Source organism: Rahnella sp. AN3-3W3 (assembly GCF_003263545.1).
Lineage (GTDB): Bacteria > Pseudomonadota > Gammaproteobacteria > Enterobacterales > Enterobacteriaceae > Rahnella > Rahnella variigena.
Genome location: NZ_JYDG01000059.1, coordinates 38,474 through 54,967, shown reverse-complemented (window position 1 = coordinate 54,967; position 16,494 = coordinate 38,474). Strand labels below are relative to the sequence as shown.

At 43.9% G+C, this 16,494-nt stretch carries 12 protein-coding genes and 1 pseudogene; 6 read left to right on the top strand and 7 right to left on the bottom strand.

Annotation, left to right across the window (positions count from 1 at the left end):
* Positions 1 to 381: 381 nt before the first annotated feature.
* Positions 382 to 717: a hypothetical protein gene (locus UC15_RS16655; protein WP_112289468.1), complete on the top strand. Its 336-nt coding sequence runs from the start codon at positions 382 to 384 to the stop codon at positions 715 to 717.
* Here the strand turns inward: UC15_RS16655 and UC15_RS16650 are convergent.
* Positions 695 to 985, bottom strand: a pseudogene (locus UC15_RS16650) (alpha/beta hydrolase fold domain-containing protein); the annotation flags it as partial. The gene UC15_RS16655 and the pseudogene UC15_RS16650 sit on opposite strands and share 23 nt — an antisense overlap.
* A 411-nt stretch (positions 986 to 1,396) precedes the next feature.
* On the opposite strand from UC15_RS16650, the gene UC15_RS16645 reads away from it, so the two are divergent.
* Positions 1,397 to 1,759: a hypothetical protein gene (locus UC15_RS16645; protein ID WP_232829925.1), complete on the top strand. Its 363-nt coding sequence runs from the start codon at positions 1,397 to 1,399 to the stop codon at positions 1,757 to 1,759.
* Positions 1,760 to 1,841: 82 nt separating this feature from the next.
* Here the strand turns inward: UC15_RS16645 and gadC are convergent, their stop codons facing one another.
* From gadC to UC15_RS16630, 4 genes are all read right to left on the bottom strand, one after another.
* Positions 1,842 to 3,380, bottom strand: coding sequence for a glutamate:gamma-aminobutyrate antiporter (gadC, locus tag UC15_RS16640; RefSeq protein ID WP_112289467.1), 1,539 nt, complete (start codon positions 3,378 to 3,380; stop codon positions 1,842 to 1,844).
* 100 nt (positions 3,381 to 3,480) lie between these two features.
* Positions 3,481 to 4,866 carry a glutamate decarboxylase gene (locus UC15_RS16635; protein ID WP_112289466.1) on the bottom strand — a complete coding sequence of 462 codons (1,386 nt, stop codon included), beginning with the start codon at positions 4,864 to 4,866 and terminating at the stop codon, positions 3,481 to 3,483.
* A 240-nt stretch (positions 4,867 to 5,106) separates the two neighbouring features.
* On the bottom strand, positions 5,107 to 5,361 hold the full coding sequence (locus UC15_RS25680) for a hypothetical protein (RefSeq protein ID WP_157960997.1): 255 nt from the start codon (positions 5,359 to 5,361) through the stop codon (positions 5,107 to 5,109).
* A 55-nt stretch (positions 5,362 to 5,416) separates the two neighbouring features.
* The gene (locus UC15_RS16630; protein ID WP_157960996.1) at positions 5,417 to 5,707 is read right to left on the bottom strand and encodes a DUF2913 family protein; all 291 of its coding nucleotides are present in this window, start codon (positions 5,705 to 5,707) and stop codon (positions 5,417 to 5,419) included.
* Positions 5,708 to 5,980: 273 nt separating this feature from the next.
* Here UC15_RS16630 and UC15_RS16625 point away from each other — a divergent pair, with 273 nt between their 5' ends.
* Complete coding sequence (locus UC15_RS16625) at positions 5,981 to 6,616, top strand: YfdX family protein (RefSeq protein ID WP_112289464.1); 636 nt, start codon at positions 5,981 to 5,983, stop codon at positions 6,614 to 6,616.
* 18 nt (positions 6,617 to 6,634) lie between these two features.
* On the opposite strand, the gene UC15_RS16620 is transcribed toward UC15_RS16625, so the two are convergent.
* Together UC15_RS16620 and evgA are read right to left on the bottom strand one after the other, a co-directional pair.
* Positions 6,635 to 9,901, bottom strand: a complete 3,267-nt coding sequence (locus UC15_RS16620) for a transporter substrate-binding domain-containing protein (protein WP_112289463.1) — start codon at positions 9,899 to 9,901, stop codon at positions 6,635 to 6,637.
* Complete coding sequence (gene evgA, locus UC15_RS16615) at positions 9,894 to 10,508, bottom strand: acid-sensing system DNA-binding response regulator EvgA (protein ID WP_112289462.1); 615 nt, start codon at positions 10,506 to 10,508, stop codon at positions 9,894 to 9,896. Before evgA ends, UC15_RS16620 begins: the two co-directional genes overlap by 8 nt.
* 535 nt (positions 10,509 to 11,043) lie before the next feature.
* Between evgA and UC15_RS16610 the strand changes: the two genes are divergently transcribed.
* The 3 genes from UC15_RS16610 (at position 11,044) to UC15_RS16600 (ending at position 16,477) form a co-directional block, all read left to right on the top strand.
* Complete coding sequence (locus UC15_RS16610; RefSeq protein WP_112289486.1) at positions 11,044 to 12,141, top strand: HlyD family efflux transporter periplasmic adaptor subunit; 1,098 nt, start codon at positions 11,044 to 11,046, stop codon at positions 12,139 to 12,141.
* Positions 12,141 to 13,664, top strand: a complete 1,524-nt coding sequence (locus UC15_RS16605; protein WP_112289461.1) for a DHA2 family efflux MFS transporter permease subunit — start codon at positions 12,141 to 12,143, stop codon at positions 13,662 to 13,664. The genes UC15_RS16610 and UC15_RS16605 overlap by 1 nt, the downstream gene beginning before the upstream one ends.
* Before the next feature lie 728 nt (positions 13,665 to 14,392).
* Positions 14,393 to 16,477: an ATP-binding protein gene (locus tag UC15_RS16600; RefSeq protein ID WP_112289460.1), complete on the top strand. Its 2,085-nt coding sequence runs from the start codon at positions 14,393 to 14,395 to the stop codon at positions 16,475 to 16,477.
* The last annotated feature ends 17 nt before the right edge of the window (positions 16,478 to 16,494 follow it).

The following is a 16,494-nucleotide window of genomic DNA, read 5'->3' as shown; positions in this document are numbered from 1 at the left end:
AATTGAAATATTTAATAACAATTACATCCTAAAAATAGCATCAATAAGTAAATCATGCCAGCGTGATAATGACATTACGTGACAACCACTTAATATTATTACATTCAATTTGAGTTAATTCAAAATCGCCAGAATAATATCCGGAAAAGACTGTTATTAATAAACCAATTTCAATTTTTATCTCATGGATACCATTCTGGTGGTGAATATCCCCGGTTCTCTGTGCGAATTTTGCGAGACATCTTCCAGTTCCGACAACAAACCACTGTAAATATAAACAGGTTATTTCTTTGCAGCATGAACAGGCATACAGTTCTCTGGCAGCGGCAATCACCCCGCCAGTAAAGGGGGCCTCGACTCACTGACAATGGAATGATCTTCATGACTAATACTGAAAACAGCACGGCCTTCACCGCAAACTCTGTCACCGTTTTTCGTTCACTGATTGAAGGGTTGGATCTCAGCCACTTCGGGGAAGCTCAGCTTTATGATCTCAGCGCGCTGGCATCGGAGTCCGCCGGCGGACTGTGCCAGGGGTTGTTGTGTTTGAGCGAAGGACTGGAGAACTGCGAGATAATCCCACCGGAGGGGATTGCACAGGTCAGCGGCTACCTGAAAGCATCAGCGCATCTGATCCCTGTGCTCTTTGAATTATGCGAGCAGGCCAACAGCAGCCTGATGCGTATGAAAAAAATTACGGCTTATCCGATGAACTGACGTGCGCGGTGATATCCCGCATGACATTTCGCGCTGTCTTGCTGATCCCACCGAGCTGGAAAAAGCCATGAATGACACCCAGATAGCGCTGAGCAGTACATTCAACACCCTGCTCAGTCAGCCGGGAGTACAGCGCCTCGCTTTCGTCACATAACGGATCGTATTCCGCAGTGATGATGTGAACCGGCAGCAATCCGGCAAAGTCATCGCGCCACAAAGGACTGGCTTCAGGGTGCATGAAGTCAGTCTGCGGGAAGACGGACGGCCAGCAGCGATGAAGTCGTTAACCAGCTCAGCAAGTCGATCGGTATTAACGATCAGTTCTTACTTATTGATCTATCAAAACGATTATCTTTTGCCAGCCAGCTCTGGTTATCCTTGGCGTTCCTGAACGTGGATTAAAACTCTTATATTATTAGCGGCTCATTTTGCAGCCGGGATTTGTTACGCCGCGAAAATACCAAATGAAGAATAATGCGAATACGAGATGAAAATGAAAAGATGCACCCGATGCAATAAAAAAAGAAACTTCATCGAACGATTATTTTCTCAGGATAAAGAGCTTTGCGAGGAATACATTTACGATATTCAATCGGAAATCAGAGAAAGAAGAGAAATCCCGGTCAAAAGGCATGATGACGAATGACGCTCATTTCAGAAATTCAAACTGAACGGATTGATGTCAGCATCATCATTCCTGTCTATATCCGACAGCAAAGATTACACTTATAAGGTAAATGCCGATTCCATCACGCATCGCAGCGATTATTTTGACGTCAGGACACAAAGCTATATAGAGGTGATTGCGGAAATCATCCGGCTGGCCAGGCTGGAGCAGAACATAAGAATCAGGGTGTTTTTGTACCGGCATGCGCTGGTGGAGGCGCGGCATTTTTTGGGGTTGTTTAGAAATAATGTGGGGGACAAGATCAGGGTGAAATCATGCTTCAGAGGAAGCATTTCAGCCGGTGATTTATTTAGAGGTATTAACAGCCTGAGTGATGTATTTTTCTTTATTAAGCTGTCAGGCAAACTTTTATAAATGAGATCCTGAAAGAAGCGATAAAGCAGGTCAGACACGAAATAAGTAAACAGACCAGTCATACTGGTCTGTTTGTTTCCAATCAATGCATTTTTTTATCACCTACAAAGATATGATGTTTCGAACGCGCGCGCGGATGAATGAAGAAATGTCCTTCAGGCGCTAAATCTGTAGTGATAGGTTCAAGTGTTAAATTACATGCCTTACCACGCTTATCATGCAATGCATAGATAATGAACGGAATCGACACCACTACCAGGAAGCTGACGATCAGCAGACCCGCGTAAAGGTGGTTCGCCTCCCCGCCCGGCAGACCAGAAGGCGGACAGAACGAGACCACAAAGGCAATCATTGAAACCAGTAAACCGACCATCGCAACGCTAAGTTTTACCGTTTTTCCACCAGGAATATTAAAGGTTCGCTTGTTTTTCGACTGCTTGCACACCAGATTGATATATCCGAGGAAGAGCAGGAAATAGCTGCACAGATAAATAACAACGGTTAATGCCAGCGCAATCAGGAATGACATATTATTGCCGCCGCCTGTATTGGTCAGAACAATCAGAGCCACAGAAGTGATGATTAACTGGGAAATCACCAGAACGACGGGTACACCGTTCTTATTAATTTTGGCGAAACTCGCGGGCAATATGCCTTTTTGCGCCGTCACCAGCATTCCACGAGATGGCCCGACAATCCAGGCAGCAATTTCAGCCAATACTCCCAACATCAACAACGCGGCAATAACACGGATAGCCCACTCAAAACCGCTGCCAAAGTGATTAATTAGCACGGTGAAAGTCTGCATCACACCCGCCGATAGATTAATATCACTGTGAGGGATCACGGCAGCGATAGACAACCCGCCGATAGAACTCAGGAAGATGGCCGCAGCCATTAACAACAGCATCGCGAGCGGATAGTCCCGCCCCGGATTCTTCATTTCGTTGACATGGGTTGCAGAAGCCTCAACACCCATGTAACTCAGGATAAACGCCACGAATACCACTAAGGTACCCATCTGGGTAAAGTCCGGGAAGAAAGTCGACATGCTCATTTTGATAGCCACCGGCGCACCGGAATGCAAATAGCTAAGCGCCAAAACAACCAGAATTAATGCAGGCAGCAGGATACCTGCAAAAAAACCGATTTTTGCAATACGTGCCGTATTCCTGGTGCCGCCGAACTGCGTTAAAGCCAGACCCCAGAGGATCACCAGCGCCGCTACCGTTTTTACTATCGGATCGTTGTTTAGCTCCGGCCATTTGAGGATGTAAGAGAGCGCACCCAGCACAAAATAGAGCATGGGGATAAACCCAATCGCGATTTGCAAATAACCGAACGAAATAGCCGCAAATCCCCATTTTTCACCGAGCGTTTTAGAAACCCAGGTGAAAACGCCCCCCTCCTGCCACCCTTCCACCGTCGCCATTTCGGCCGCACAAAGACCGACGGGAATAAACCACAGCAGGCCGCCTAACAGCAGAAAGAAAATAAGGGAAAAACCCGAGGTTGCAAACGTGGGGTATTCATAAACGGCCATCACCATCGACGCCGTGATAGCAAAAAAGCCCAACAACGATAATTGTTTAGGTGCGGCGCTTTTTATTGTGCTCGCCATAACTGATCTCCTGAAGGAAGCGCAGAGTCTTCTCAGTAAGTTTTAATCTGAAATTTAGGGGGGACTGTCGGGTCACCCCGGAACAAGAGAAGTCACGCGTTTATGCGTGATTAAAGCCGCCCGTGCGTGATGCGCTGGAAGGCTGGCTGAGCGGGTGACTCATGAAGTCATTCAGCGCACGTTTCATATCTTCAATGAGCAGGCAGCCCAGGTCGTAGCTCACACCGTGACGGACCAGAATGCGCTGAACCACCAAATCTTCTCGGTGGGACGGCATGGAGTAAGCCGGCACCTGCCAGCCACGCACGCGCAGCTTCTCAGCCAGATCGTAGAGCGTGTAACCGCCAAGGTAAGCGCCCTCTTTCAGCGTCCAGGCCAGTGCAGGAATACCTTTTTGACTGTCGCCATCGAAAATGATCTCAAACGGCCCAAGCTTGCCGATTTCTGCCGCCAGATGCTGGGCTGTGGCGTAACAGGCGTTATGGATTTTTGCGTACCCTTCTCGTCCCAGACGCAAGAAGTTGTAGTACTGCGCAACGATCTGACCTCCAGGGCGTGAAAAGTTAAGCGCAAAGGTCGGCATGTTTCCGCCCAGATAATTAACGTTGAAAATTAGCTCTTCAGGCAGATCTGACGACTCGCGCCATATCACCCAGCCAGCGCCAAGCGGAGCCAGACCAAATTTATGTCCTGATGCGTTGATGGATTTAACTCGTGGTAAACGGAAATCCCACTCCAGTTCCGGGGCACAGAATGGCGCCAGAAAACCGCCGCTGGCGCCGTCAATATGCATTGGGATGTCCTGCCCGGTCTGCAGCTGAAGTTTATCAAGAGCATCGCTTACTGCTTTCACCGGCTCGTACTGGCAGGTAAATGTCACGCCAAGCGTAGGGATCACACCGATAGTATTTTCATCCACACGCTTAAGTACCTCTTCCGGCGACATGATAAGACGATCGCCTTCCAATGGAATCTCACGCAGTTCAACGTCGAAATAGCGGGCAAATTTATGCCAGCAGATTTGAACCGGGCCACATATCAGATTTGGTTTGTCAGAAGGAAGCCCCTGCAGAGCGCGCTTCTTGCGCCACTGCCACTTGAGTGCCAACCCGCCAAGCATTGCCGCTTCTGAAGAACCAATGGTGGAACAACCCAGCGTGGTTGTCGGCATGGGGGAATTCCACAGGTCCGCCAGCATTCGCACGCAACGAGCTTCAATTTCAGCAGTTTGCGGATATTCATCTTTATCGATCATATTTTTATCGATGGACAAATCCATAAGTTCCCGGATTTCATCATCTACCCAGGTCTGACAAAAAGTCGCAAGGTTCTGACGTGAATTACCATCAAGTAATAATTCATCACGAATCGCATTAAATATATTGCGAGGCTCACACTCTGCTATTGGAAAAACTGAAGTGGGTAATGATGATGCTAACTCTGCTGACGCATAAACGTCATCTTTATTCGATTGTGTAACTTTCATATGCTCGCTCACTTTATAAACAATTAGAGGTTTTCTTATTTAAAAATATAAGCAACGCCAATAAATGACCAAATCAAATATTGAACGGCGCCGGGGGAATTCGATAGCGTTTATGTCATGGAAACTATGATCTGACAGACGATAACCTGACAGAGGATAAATAAAACCGCGCCACAGCCAGTGACTTCTGTTAGCTGTTTACAATTCAAATTCTGCAATAAATAAATTATTATCAATACGTTATTTTCCCGATAATAGACGTAATAAAAAACGCCTCACTTTATGGGAGTTAATTAATTTATAACTTTGGACAACCTTGTCATTTGCAGTTTCCAAAGTTGTCATTGGAAACACATCATCTGACTCCGGGAAAATAAACTCTTCATATGTAACCATCTTTGGCGGAACCGTATTTCCCGTAGCTATAGTTGAGCCCAGGGACTGCGGCAAAATGAAAGAAGTGAGAGTTAAAAGTAAAATTTTTCCAACACGCATGATGCCTCTTGTCGGGTGAATACCGTAAAATAATATATTGATGCTGAGGGCAGCTTCATAACGACAGCGGGTCCTCTTCTGACCTTGAATAACTGTTCCATATATCCAGCAAATATTCTTTTATTCTCACCTTCCGACTTAACTGCCTGCTATAGCAAATAATGTCATTGAGTGATCCCGCCACTTCTTTGGGAAACCTTTTTTGGTGTTGAGCATTTATTAGCCAGCGACGTAAAAAAAGGTCTTCTTGTGCGGCATCCTGTGATGGATGTCTGTGATTGTTGATGTAAAGAGCTATCAGCGCACACCAGGAAAGATGAGCTATTTTTTCATTGGTATTATTCAATTTTCTCTGCCTGATAAAGATAAAGATAAAGAGATAATAGTTTTTTCAATAACGAATTTAGTGTGACAATCTATTCTTTGTTTTCATCAAAATACATAGGATAAACACCCCGTCATTATCATCTCAATCTCACATCTGTAATCCATACTAAACAGGGATGACAAGTGTAAGTCATATCTCTCACAATAAAGGTGGCGGTCCTATTACCATCAGGCAATGTAAACCCTATTCTATAAATGTTTTCCAGAAACAATTTATTGAAAGGATATTATTATGAAAAACTTATTATTAGCCAGCATGATAGCTACCGTGATGACCGCGACTCCAGTTTGGGCGTCAGAAAATACTGCCGATGTTAAAACGGAAACCACTTCAGTTAAAAAGGTTCAACGCGAAGCCGGAGAGGTATTGCACATGGCCGGACAGGGATTTGATGCGATGCGCGATATACAATTGGCCAGAGTCGCCATATTTCAGGGGCATACTGGAAAAGCCGAAAACTATATCGCTAACGCGACGACCTTGCTCTCTGATACCAGCACAGACTGGAGCAAGTTCACCAAGATGGATCATAATGCGAAGATGATTAACGATCAGTATATTATCATTAATTCTAATTTTTCGATTTCAGAGAACTTCGTTGCCTCACCAGAAAAAGAGGCCGCCATTAAAAAGGCTAACGAGAAAATCTCTGAGGGCGATCCAAAAGGAGCCGTCGACACGCTGCGTTTAGCTGGCATGAGCGTGGTGCAAAATCAGTATCTGATGCCATTACAACAAACACGCCATGCCGTTGCCGAAACCACCCATCTGCTCAACACTGGCAAATACTACGAAGCCAATCTGATGTTGAAAAGCGCAGAAGATGGAATTGTGGTGGAAAGCCAGCTTATAGATTTAACCAAATGATTTGAAATATCACTATTATTATCTGTCTGGCAGTTCTTGAATGTCTGCCGGACAAATAATGGCGATCTCTTCACTGACGTCCTGCAAAATGCTTCTGACTGATTTCAGCACCGACAGACAATATTCATTCGTCAACTCAATCTCATCCATGGCTTCAACAGGGACAAGAATTGTTTTAAGTTCTGCTATTTCGAGAAGCTGAGAAGCACCATGAAGGCGATGCATGGCCTGCCTGAACTTGCTGAAAGAGCCCACTGTGATTGCCTTCTCAGCTTCAGCCAGATCCTTCTTAGCTTCACGATAGAAAACCTGAATCAGCTCATTGAGCAGATCCTTTTGTCCGCCAGTGTTGCGATTCAGTACATCCACATTGAGATGAGAAATCGCAGGTGTAACCGGACGCCCTCGCGCAAGCTTATTGAGTTCATTGGTCAGAGTTCCCAGGGAAACGGGTTTAAAAAGACAGAGATTCATCCCGCTTTGCAAACATTTCTCTCGCATGTGCTCCTGAGCATTTGCCGTCAGTCCCCAGATTTGTAAAGTGGGATGGCTTTTTCGTATGTCTTTAGAAAGTGTAATTCCATCTTTGCCCGGCATATTAATGTCAGTAATCAACAAATCGAAATGCATTCTCCCTAGCATTTTCTCTGCCACATCCCCGTCACTGGCTTCATGCACCTCATAACCGATATTTTGTAATTGCCTCCTGAGCAGCAGGCGGTTAGCTGGATGGTCATCTGCTATCAGAATAGAGAGAGGGGCGAGAGCTAAAGGCTCACTTTGAGGTACTGAGGAAATGTCTGGCTGTGGCGCACATATTTCCACAGGTAAGTTGAGGGTAAGAGTCGTTCCGCTGCCGGGCTGGCTATCCATCGTGAGTGTGCCATGCATCAGCGAAACGAGCTCTTTGCATATCGCCAGCCCTAAGCCCGACCCGGTTTGCAAACGTCCGGACCTGGCCTGGGAGTAACGCGTAAAAAGTGTCGCCTGTTCGTCCTGGGAAATACCGCATCCGGTATCACTGACAAGGATCTGAATTCCGGTTTGATAGTCGCTAAATCTATGCTGATGCACACACACCTGAACCCAACCTTCATCAGTAAACTTCAAAGCATTACTGATGAGATTATTCACAATCTGCCTGAGTGCCTGAGGGTCAACGAGTACCTGTATATCATTGGGAAGAGTAATATTAACATTTAATGAAAGATTTTTTTTCTGCGTAATCCCCTCAAAAGAGCGGCATATTTCAAGAATCAGTTTATTAACATCGGTTCTTTGATATTGAATCTGATATTTACCTGACGCCACTTTATCAACATCAAGTATTTCGCCGATCAACCCTAACAATGATTGCGCTGTGGAATATACCTGTGAAATAGCTTCCCGATGTTGTTGATCATCGAGTTTATGACCGTCCAGTAATTCTAAGAAACCCACAATGGAGCTGACAGGAGTGCGCAATTCATGTGTCATCGTGGCGAGAAACTGACTTTTTGCTTCCGTTGCAAGAATCGCTTTATTTTTTTCCTCTTCAAGTGCGCTGGAAAGAGATTCTTTCAGCTGAAGCTGAATTTCCAACTGACGCTCGGACTCTTTACGTTTACGTACTTCACTTAACAGATAAATTCCCCAAATCAGGCTACTTATAATCAGTGTTCCGGCTAACGCGATAACGAGATAAAATTGCTTGCTGTATAGGTTCCAGGTTTCGATCTGAACTTTAGGCATCTTTGACCATTTTTCAGTCAACTGAAGTATCTCTCGCGGTGGAATCGACATAAGAGCTTTGTTTAAAATGGATTTCAGTTCAGGATCGCTTTTGGATAAGGCAAAACTGATTGGTGCAAGCGGCATATCTGAGAGGCGCATATAATTTAATGCATTAGGATAATAGTGATCGATGATATAGCGTGCTGATAATTGAGTTGTCACTGCTGCATCAACCTCACCTTTATTCACCATATTCATAGCAATGCTGGTGTTTTCTACTAAGATCCATTTTACCTGTGGGTACTTATCCCTGAGTTGACGGTCAATGGTAAAGTGAGAAGGTATTGCGACCTGAGTAATATCTTTGAGCGAAGTATCCACTGCTCGTTTTAGTTTCGTTACCAGGACAAAAGGGACTTTCATAAAAGGATCACTGAATGAAATATGATCTACCCTTTCACTGCTATAAGTGGCGGCGGGGATCAGATCCCACTCCCCTTTAAGCATTATCTTAATCATTCCAGCATTTGAATTAGTAAATACCGGTTCAAATTCCATACCGGTTTGTATCTGGATAAGATTCAAGATATCACCCATAATGCCGCGAATTTCATTCTCGTGATTGGTGATTGTAAAAGGAGGATAGTATGGGTTGACAAGTACACGTATTTTTTTATGTTTTTTAAGCCATTTCTTCTCTCGGCCACTTAATGTAATTGGCTTATTTAAAAATGAGAGATTCCCTCTATCTAGCCAGTTTTGAGTAATCTGAATATTTGTTTCATTTGATATTGCATGAATAAAGTTATTGATGGTTTCACAGAGTATGACTTGTTCAGAATTAAAAATGAAGTGATTATCCAGATCTGACTGAAGAAAGTAACGTATCACTGAGAGTGACTGAGGAAAAAACTTAGAAATATAATTACCGGTGGAGATGTTATCACCAATAAAGTAAGTATTTTCATTATCTGATACTGATGACATGGCGAGATAATCAGTATCATAATATTTAATCACTGCATTAGGGAAGTCAGCTTTGATACTCTCGGCAGGAGGGCATGATTCAGAGCATGCAATAGTGACCGTTTTATCTGTTGATAAAGGCTGCATCGCGTTTTTTAAGGATGTCACGAGCGTCGGATAGGTTCTGACTAAAGCCGAGCTATGCAGTAAATCATCCTCTTCATAGGTTTTACGCGTCAATGGGGTAAGCAGCATATCGACGTGGTTTTTTCTGAGTTCTTCAAGTGCTTCGGCCTCGCTGCTATACAGTGTAATAGTGATCTTAACACCCAGGCTCTTTTGCATTAACGCCAGATAATCAGCATTAATTCCTCTGTAATAATGGTCAACGCTATCGTAAACAACGGGTGAAATCTCAGGCGTCCATGTACCAATAACCAGACTCTGTTTACGGGCAATCAGGCGTATTTCATCCTTACTTAATTTTACCCTCTCAAAATTATTAATAAAACTATTTTTAATTTCAATATTCTTTACCGTAGCCGCATTTACAGGGAATAGCACAATTAAAAGTATAAACGCAAAAATCTTCATGAGTTTATCCAAGCTTATTTCTTTGCGCAAAACTAAAAAGATCCATCAAAGAATTACAGTTAAGCTTTTCTAACAAACGTCTTTTATAGGTACAAACTGTTTTATTGCTAATGTTCATTTTACTGGCGATACTGGTATAATCAGTACCGTTAATCATATATCTGAAAACTTTTACTTCCTGCATGGAAAGTGAATCCAGTTTGCCTTGTTCACTTGTTGTCTCGCCATAAAAACGACTCAGCGTGAAAGGGAAATAACTGTAACCATTATTGGCAGCTTCAATTGCAGACATAATATTATTAAGTCCTTCTTTTTTACTGACAAATCCATTTGCTCCTAACTCTGCACTGCGCTGTCCATAAAAGACTTCATTTTTAGCCGAAATGACGATAATAGCCCCTGAATAACGACGCTTACGTAATTGCTCCAGCACTTCGATACCGCTTAGTACAGGGATGTCGACATCAATGATAAGAAGATCGGGTTTTAGCGTTTCGACTTTATTGACGACGTTTCCCCCTTCATCCAGTTCTGCCAAAATGTCTATTCCATTTGCATTAAGCAAATTTCTTATCGCGATGAGTGCGATAGGGTGGTCGTCTACGATTATTGCCTTCATTATTAAATCATCATCCTTTGATTTAACAAAAATTAAACATCAATTCCTTCAAATTTCCTGTGTCCGAGAAAATATGAGAGATACATATAACGACATTTACAATTGAAATATGCGAGTCGTTAAATATTAATTATTGAGGTTGCCACATGAAATACATTCTAACATTTATTACGGGAGTGAATATAAACGCAATATAAATGAGGGCATAGTTAAAGATGAGAGCTATACGCATTCAGTAATATATTGTTTTAACATTGTTAATTTTAGATTAATTATTTCAGCCATCGATTACATACGTAAGAAAAATTCTACAAAGAATACGAATCATTCTTCTATAAATACCATACCTTTCTATTATCTAATAGTTCCAGAACGTGCAGCTTAAACCCAAGTTATCAGGAAGTTAAACTCTTTACTGAGTTCTGCCTTTTTGTCATTGATGTCTGACAGCGTCGACATCAAGAAATAATTGTGGATATATCCGGTGAAAATAGATTTTAAGAATAAAAAAATAGTCATCACTAGCATTATTATTATGATTATAACAATTTCCCTCGTGACCTTAGCATATAGATATCTCTTACTCGGAAACGTGCAAACCACGGATGATGCTTATGTAGCAGGAAACATAAATCCGGTATCAGCGCTCATTAATGGAAGTGTCATTACGGTTAACCATACTGACACCGAATTTGTAAAGGAAGGTGATGTGCTGGCGGTTCTTGATGATACCGATGCACAACTCGCTTATAAAAAATCTAAACATAACCTGGCGTATGTTGTCCGGCAAACACAACAGCTTGCCTTTCAGAATGACCAGCTTGAAGCAGATGTCAGGCAGGCAAAAATTGCGTACAGCCAGGCGGTAACTGATTACGAGCGTCAAAACGGACTGAGCCGTGATGCATTGATTGCCAGAATGGCGCTTGAACATTATCGAAATAAGATGTCCTCCCAAAAAGCAGCATTAGATGCAGCCATTCAGCAATATAAAGCCAGCAAAGCATTGTTGCTTGATACGCCCATTAATGAACAACCGCAGGTTCTGCAGGCCGCAGATGCCGTCCGAGAGGCATGGATCACTTTGCAACGTACGGTGATCCGCAGCCCGGTGACAGGGTATATCGCAGAAAGAAATGTGCAGGTTGGTCAGACTGTTTCTGCCGGGCAAACGTTGATGTCAGTCATTCCTGTTGAACAAATGTGGGTTAATGCAAACTTCAAAGAAACCCAGCTTAGCGGCGTTTCTTTAGGCCAGAAAGTGACCATTATCAGTGATATTTACGGAGATGACGTCCCATATGAAGGACATGTCACCGGGATAAATATGGGAACTGGAGGTAGTTTCTCCCTCCTGCCTGCGCAAAATGCCACAGGTAACTGGATTAAAGTCGTTCAGCGCGTACCAGTGCGGGTCGCACTCAATCCAGCGCAACTGCTTGAACATCCCTTGCGAATTGGTCTCTCCACGACGGCGAAGCTCTATTCCAGCGGTCAAAATGAGGTGGGTGATGAAACACTTTCAAAACATGTTATCTCAACCCCCGCCTTGAGCAGTAAGGCGCTTGTGGTCGAAACACGGGGAATTGAAAGTGTGATCACCGGGATTATTGCGCGAAACGGGGCACAATAATGGCGTGTTCATCATCAGTACTCCCGCCGCTGAAAGGCAGCACCTTAATTTTTGTCACTATTGCGCTGGCAATGGCGACTTTTATGCAAATGCTCGACTCAACAATAACGAATGTGGCGATCCAAACGATTTCCGGGTCATTGGGCGCTTCTTCCGATGAAGGAACCTGGGTTATTACATCTTTTGGTGTGGCGAATGCTATTTCGATTCCTGTCACGGGGCGACTTTCGTTGCGTTTAGGAGAACGACGTCTTTTTTTAATGTCTGTCACACTCTTTTTCATGACATCGTTTTGTTGCGGAGTGGCCTCCAGTCTCGATATGCTGATTTTCTTTCGTATCATTCAGGGATTAGTCGCAGGCCCCCTCATTCCGTTATCTCAAAGCCTGCTCCTGCGCAATTATCCCCCGGAGAAACGCACCTACGCTTTAGCTATCTGGTCTATGACCGTTATCATCGCCCCGATTTTTGGCCCTATTCTCGGGGGCTATATTTGCGATAATTACCATTGGGGATGGATCTTTTTTATTAATGTCCCTATGGGTATCGCGGTAGTTTTAGTTTGTTCTTTCTTACTGAAGGGCCGGGAAACTGCCACTCAGCCAGTGAAACTCAATCTGATTGGACTAAGCCTGCTGGTATTGGGAGTGGGGTCTCTGCAAATAATGCTGGATAAAGGCAAAGACCTTGACTGGTTTAGCTCCTCCACGATTGTGACGCTCACAATAATTTGCGTTGTGACTTTGCCCTTATTCGTGCTGCATGAAATAAAAGATAAAAACCCCTTGGTTGACTTAAGTCTTTTCAAATCCCTGAATTTTAGCATCGCCATTTTGTGTATTGTTTGCGCCTATCTTATCTATTCCGGTGCTATTGTTTTGATGCCTCAACTTTTACAGAGTGTATATGGCTATACTTCAGTTTGGGCTGGTTTAGCTTACGCACCGATAGGCATAATGCCACTGATCATCGCTCCACTCATTGGTCGCTACAATAAGAACATAGACATGAGGCTGCTGGTTACATTCAGCTTTACGGTCTATTTCATATGCTATCATTGGCGTTCTGTTACTTTCACGCCGACGATCGATTTTACGTCAATTATTTGGCCGCAGTTGATACAAGGGTTCGCGGTTGCGTGCTTCTTTCTGCCTTTAACAACAATATCTTTAGCAGGACTTTCTTACGATAAATTGGCCAGTGCTACAAGCCTGAGTAATTTTTTGCGCACTCTGTCAGGTTCTGTAGGGACATCTTTGACGATGACGTTATGGAGCCGGAGAGAATCGGTGCATCACGCCCAGTTAACAGAAAATATTAATTCTGCCAATCCTGTTTTTGAGCATTATATCAGCAATTTAAAAACGGCAGGATTAAGCACTTCTCAGGCGCTTGAATACATTAATCAGACCATTACTCAGCAATCACTGCTGATTTCTGCGAATGAAATATTCTCTGTTTCGTCTTATGTTTTTCTTACACTCACTTTATTGGTTTGGTTTGCTAAACCTTATAAAAAATAAGAGGAAGATACTGATGGGCATGAAACGAGTGTTTAATCTATATTTAGCGTTAATAAATCCAGTCTGATTAAATGTCAACGCCCCTGCCCGTCTGTACATTTCTATATTTAGATTATTATCTCTATGGTGGTTTACAGCTTCGGGCACTCTAAACCTTGTGATAGCAGAATAGCGATTACATTTGTCTGCTACTTCCCCCCCCCTGGCTCTGTGTAAATACAGATATAACCGCGACTGATTTCTCAGTTAACGTGATAGTTCACAGAAACGTAAATAACATCCCTCTCCCCTTAGTGGGTTATTTTGAAGTTGCGAATGATTTTTTGACGTAAAAAATCGGCAAGTTTCAAATTTTACTATCATTCGGAGATATTACATTTATGTGACAGCAGCCTGAGTCCTATCAAAACCTCCAATTATGAGCCTGAACTACCAGTCTTCGCTTTGGGAAAACTGCCTCAGATGACAGTTCTCATCCTCACGGGCTTTAGCATTTATAAAATCAGCGATTTCCATCCTCTGGATACAGTCAATCAGTTGTAAAAGGTGGTGTAAGTGTAAGCATCCCCGTAATCCGAGCCATTCACCTTATCTCTCTCACCCCATAACACAAGCCTGCGACAGAGTGTGTCTCACCATGCTCATATATTAAACAAAATTAAATAGAATACATTGCGACACAACTTGTCACGCCCATGGAGAAAATAAGATTTTCAAAGGGGAATAACATGAAAAACACTCAAAATGCTGAACTTATTAAGTCATTCGAACGCGATAACACTCTGCAACTGTGGATATTACGTCTTTTTTTCCGGTTAGGTGCGCATAAGCAATTCATGACTCAGCACGGATTTAACAATCAGCCTCTGGCTGGATATCTGAACCTGACTAAATATGAAGATGAGGAGTTCAATCATCAGTTACAGCAATCAATACTGGGGGTATTACGTTTGCGTCATGCGGAGCTTGAACGACAGATCCCGATGACGAAGTCTACTGAATTTCAGCAGGCATTAGAGAGCCTGGCCCGCCGAATTGGACTCAGTCCAGCTGAAAGCTTAATTTTGGAATTCACTTTGCAACTCCATCAAGAGCAACTGCTTGATGATACCGCTGACTACCTTGGAGCGATGACTTCAGCCAAAGTTTACAGGGCTCTGGCTGCAGTACTGGATCTCACGGAGGACGATGTCCGCTTCGCATTAGGACCGTTAAGCGTATTAACAAAAACCGGTCTTGTGAATCTGGAAACCAATGGCGCCTATACATTACGCAATAAACTCGAGCCATTTTCCCCGACCTTTTATGAACGTCTGTCTGCGGGTGAAACAGATCCAGCCAGGCTACTGGGGGGGATGATTTCCCGCTGTGAACCAGCGCATCTTAAATTTGAAGATTACCAGCATATTCCAGCGATCAATGTGATGAGGCAGTGGCTTCATTATGCTTTTCAATCCAGTCGTATCGGTGTGAATATCCTGATTTATGGGCAACCGGGAACGGGTAAGAGCCAGCTCTGCCGATTGCTGGCAGAAGAGTTAAACAGCGAGATTTATGAAGTTACCAGCGAAAATGAAACTGCAAGGCCCATCAATGGCAGTCGTCGTCTTCGCGCATGGCGGGCAGCGCAACGATTTTTTGGTGGGGAAAAAGCACTCATCCTGCTCGACGAAGCAGAAGATGTTTTTAGTGAAAGCCAGGGTTCGCTAACAACGGCGCCCCAGCCCGTGCCAAAAGCGTGGGTTAATCGCCTGCTTGAAGAAAACAGGGTGCCCACCCTTTGGGTCTCTAATGAGATCCGCGAAATGGACCCCGCATACATCCGCCGGTTTGATATCGTTTTAGAATTAACCGCCCCTCCCCGGGTACAGCGGGAAACGATTCTGCGTGAAGCTTGTGGTGCAACGCTCTCGAATAATGATATTTCACAACTGGCCAACATCCCCTATCTGGCACCTGCCGTTGTAAATCGAGCCGGGACAATTTTGCATTCCATCAAAGATAAACTGGATGAAGAGAGGCATACTCATTATTTAATGTTTTTAATTAATAGCACCCTAAAGGCTCAGGGACATTTGCCGATAAAGCTAAAAACTAAAGTCAAATCATCTGAATTTTATAACATGGCATTCATTAACAGTGACTGCCCGCTTGGCGAGATTGCCGCTTCCTTGTCACCTGCCGATTCAGCCCGCTTTTGTCTTTATGGCCCCCCAGGTACAGGTAAAACCGCCTGGGCTTACTGGCTGGCAGAACAGTTGAAGCTCCCCGTGATTGAAAAAAAAGCGTCACAGCTATTCGGCAGGCATGTCGGTGAAAGCGAGCAGAATATTGCCGCGGCTTTTGAGCAGGCCCGACGGGATAACGCCGTGCTACTCATTGATGAGGTGGACAGTTTTCTCACTGCCCGGGAAGAGTGCCGGCAAAGTTGGGAGATCAGTTGCGTCAATGAAATGCTCAGCCAGATGGAACATTTCGACGGAATTTTTATTACCACCACGAACAGGTTCGATGTGCTGGATGCAGCAGCATTACGCCGTTTTGACCTGAAAATTCGCTTTAATTTTATGTCTGATAATCAGGCAGTTGCGCTACTGAATCTTTACTGCAAGCAACTGAAACTCGGTGAGCCCTCACCTTCTGCTATCAATGAATTAGCGAGATTGTCCTTGTTGACGCCTGGGGATTTTTCCGTCGTATCACGCCAACATGCATTCAAACCACTGACATCCGCTAATGCATTTGTTACCGCTCTTAAAGCGGAATGCCGGGTAAAAAAACGAGAAGACGTCGCAATTGGGTTTATGCATTAATCAGTTTCGTATGGACC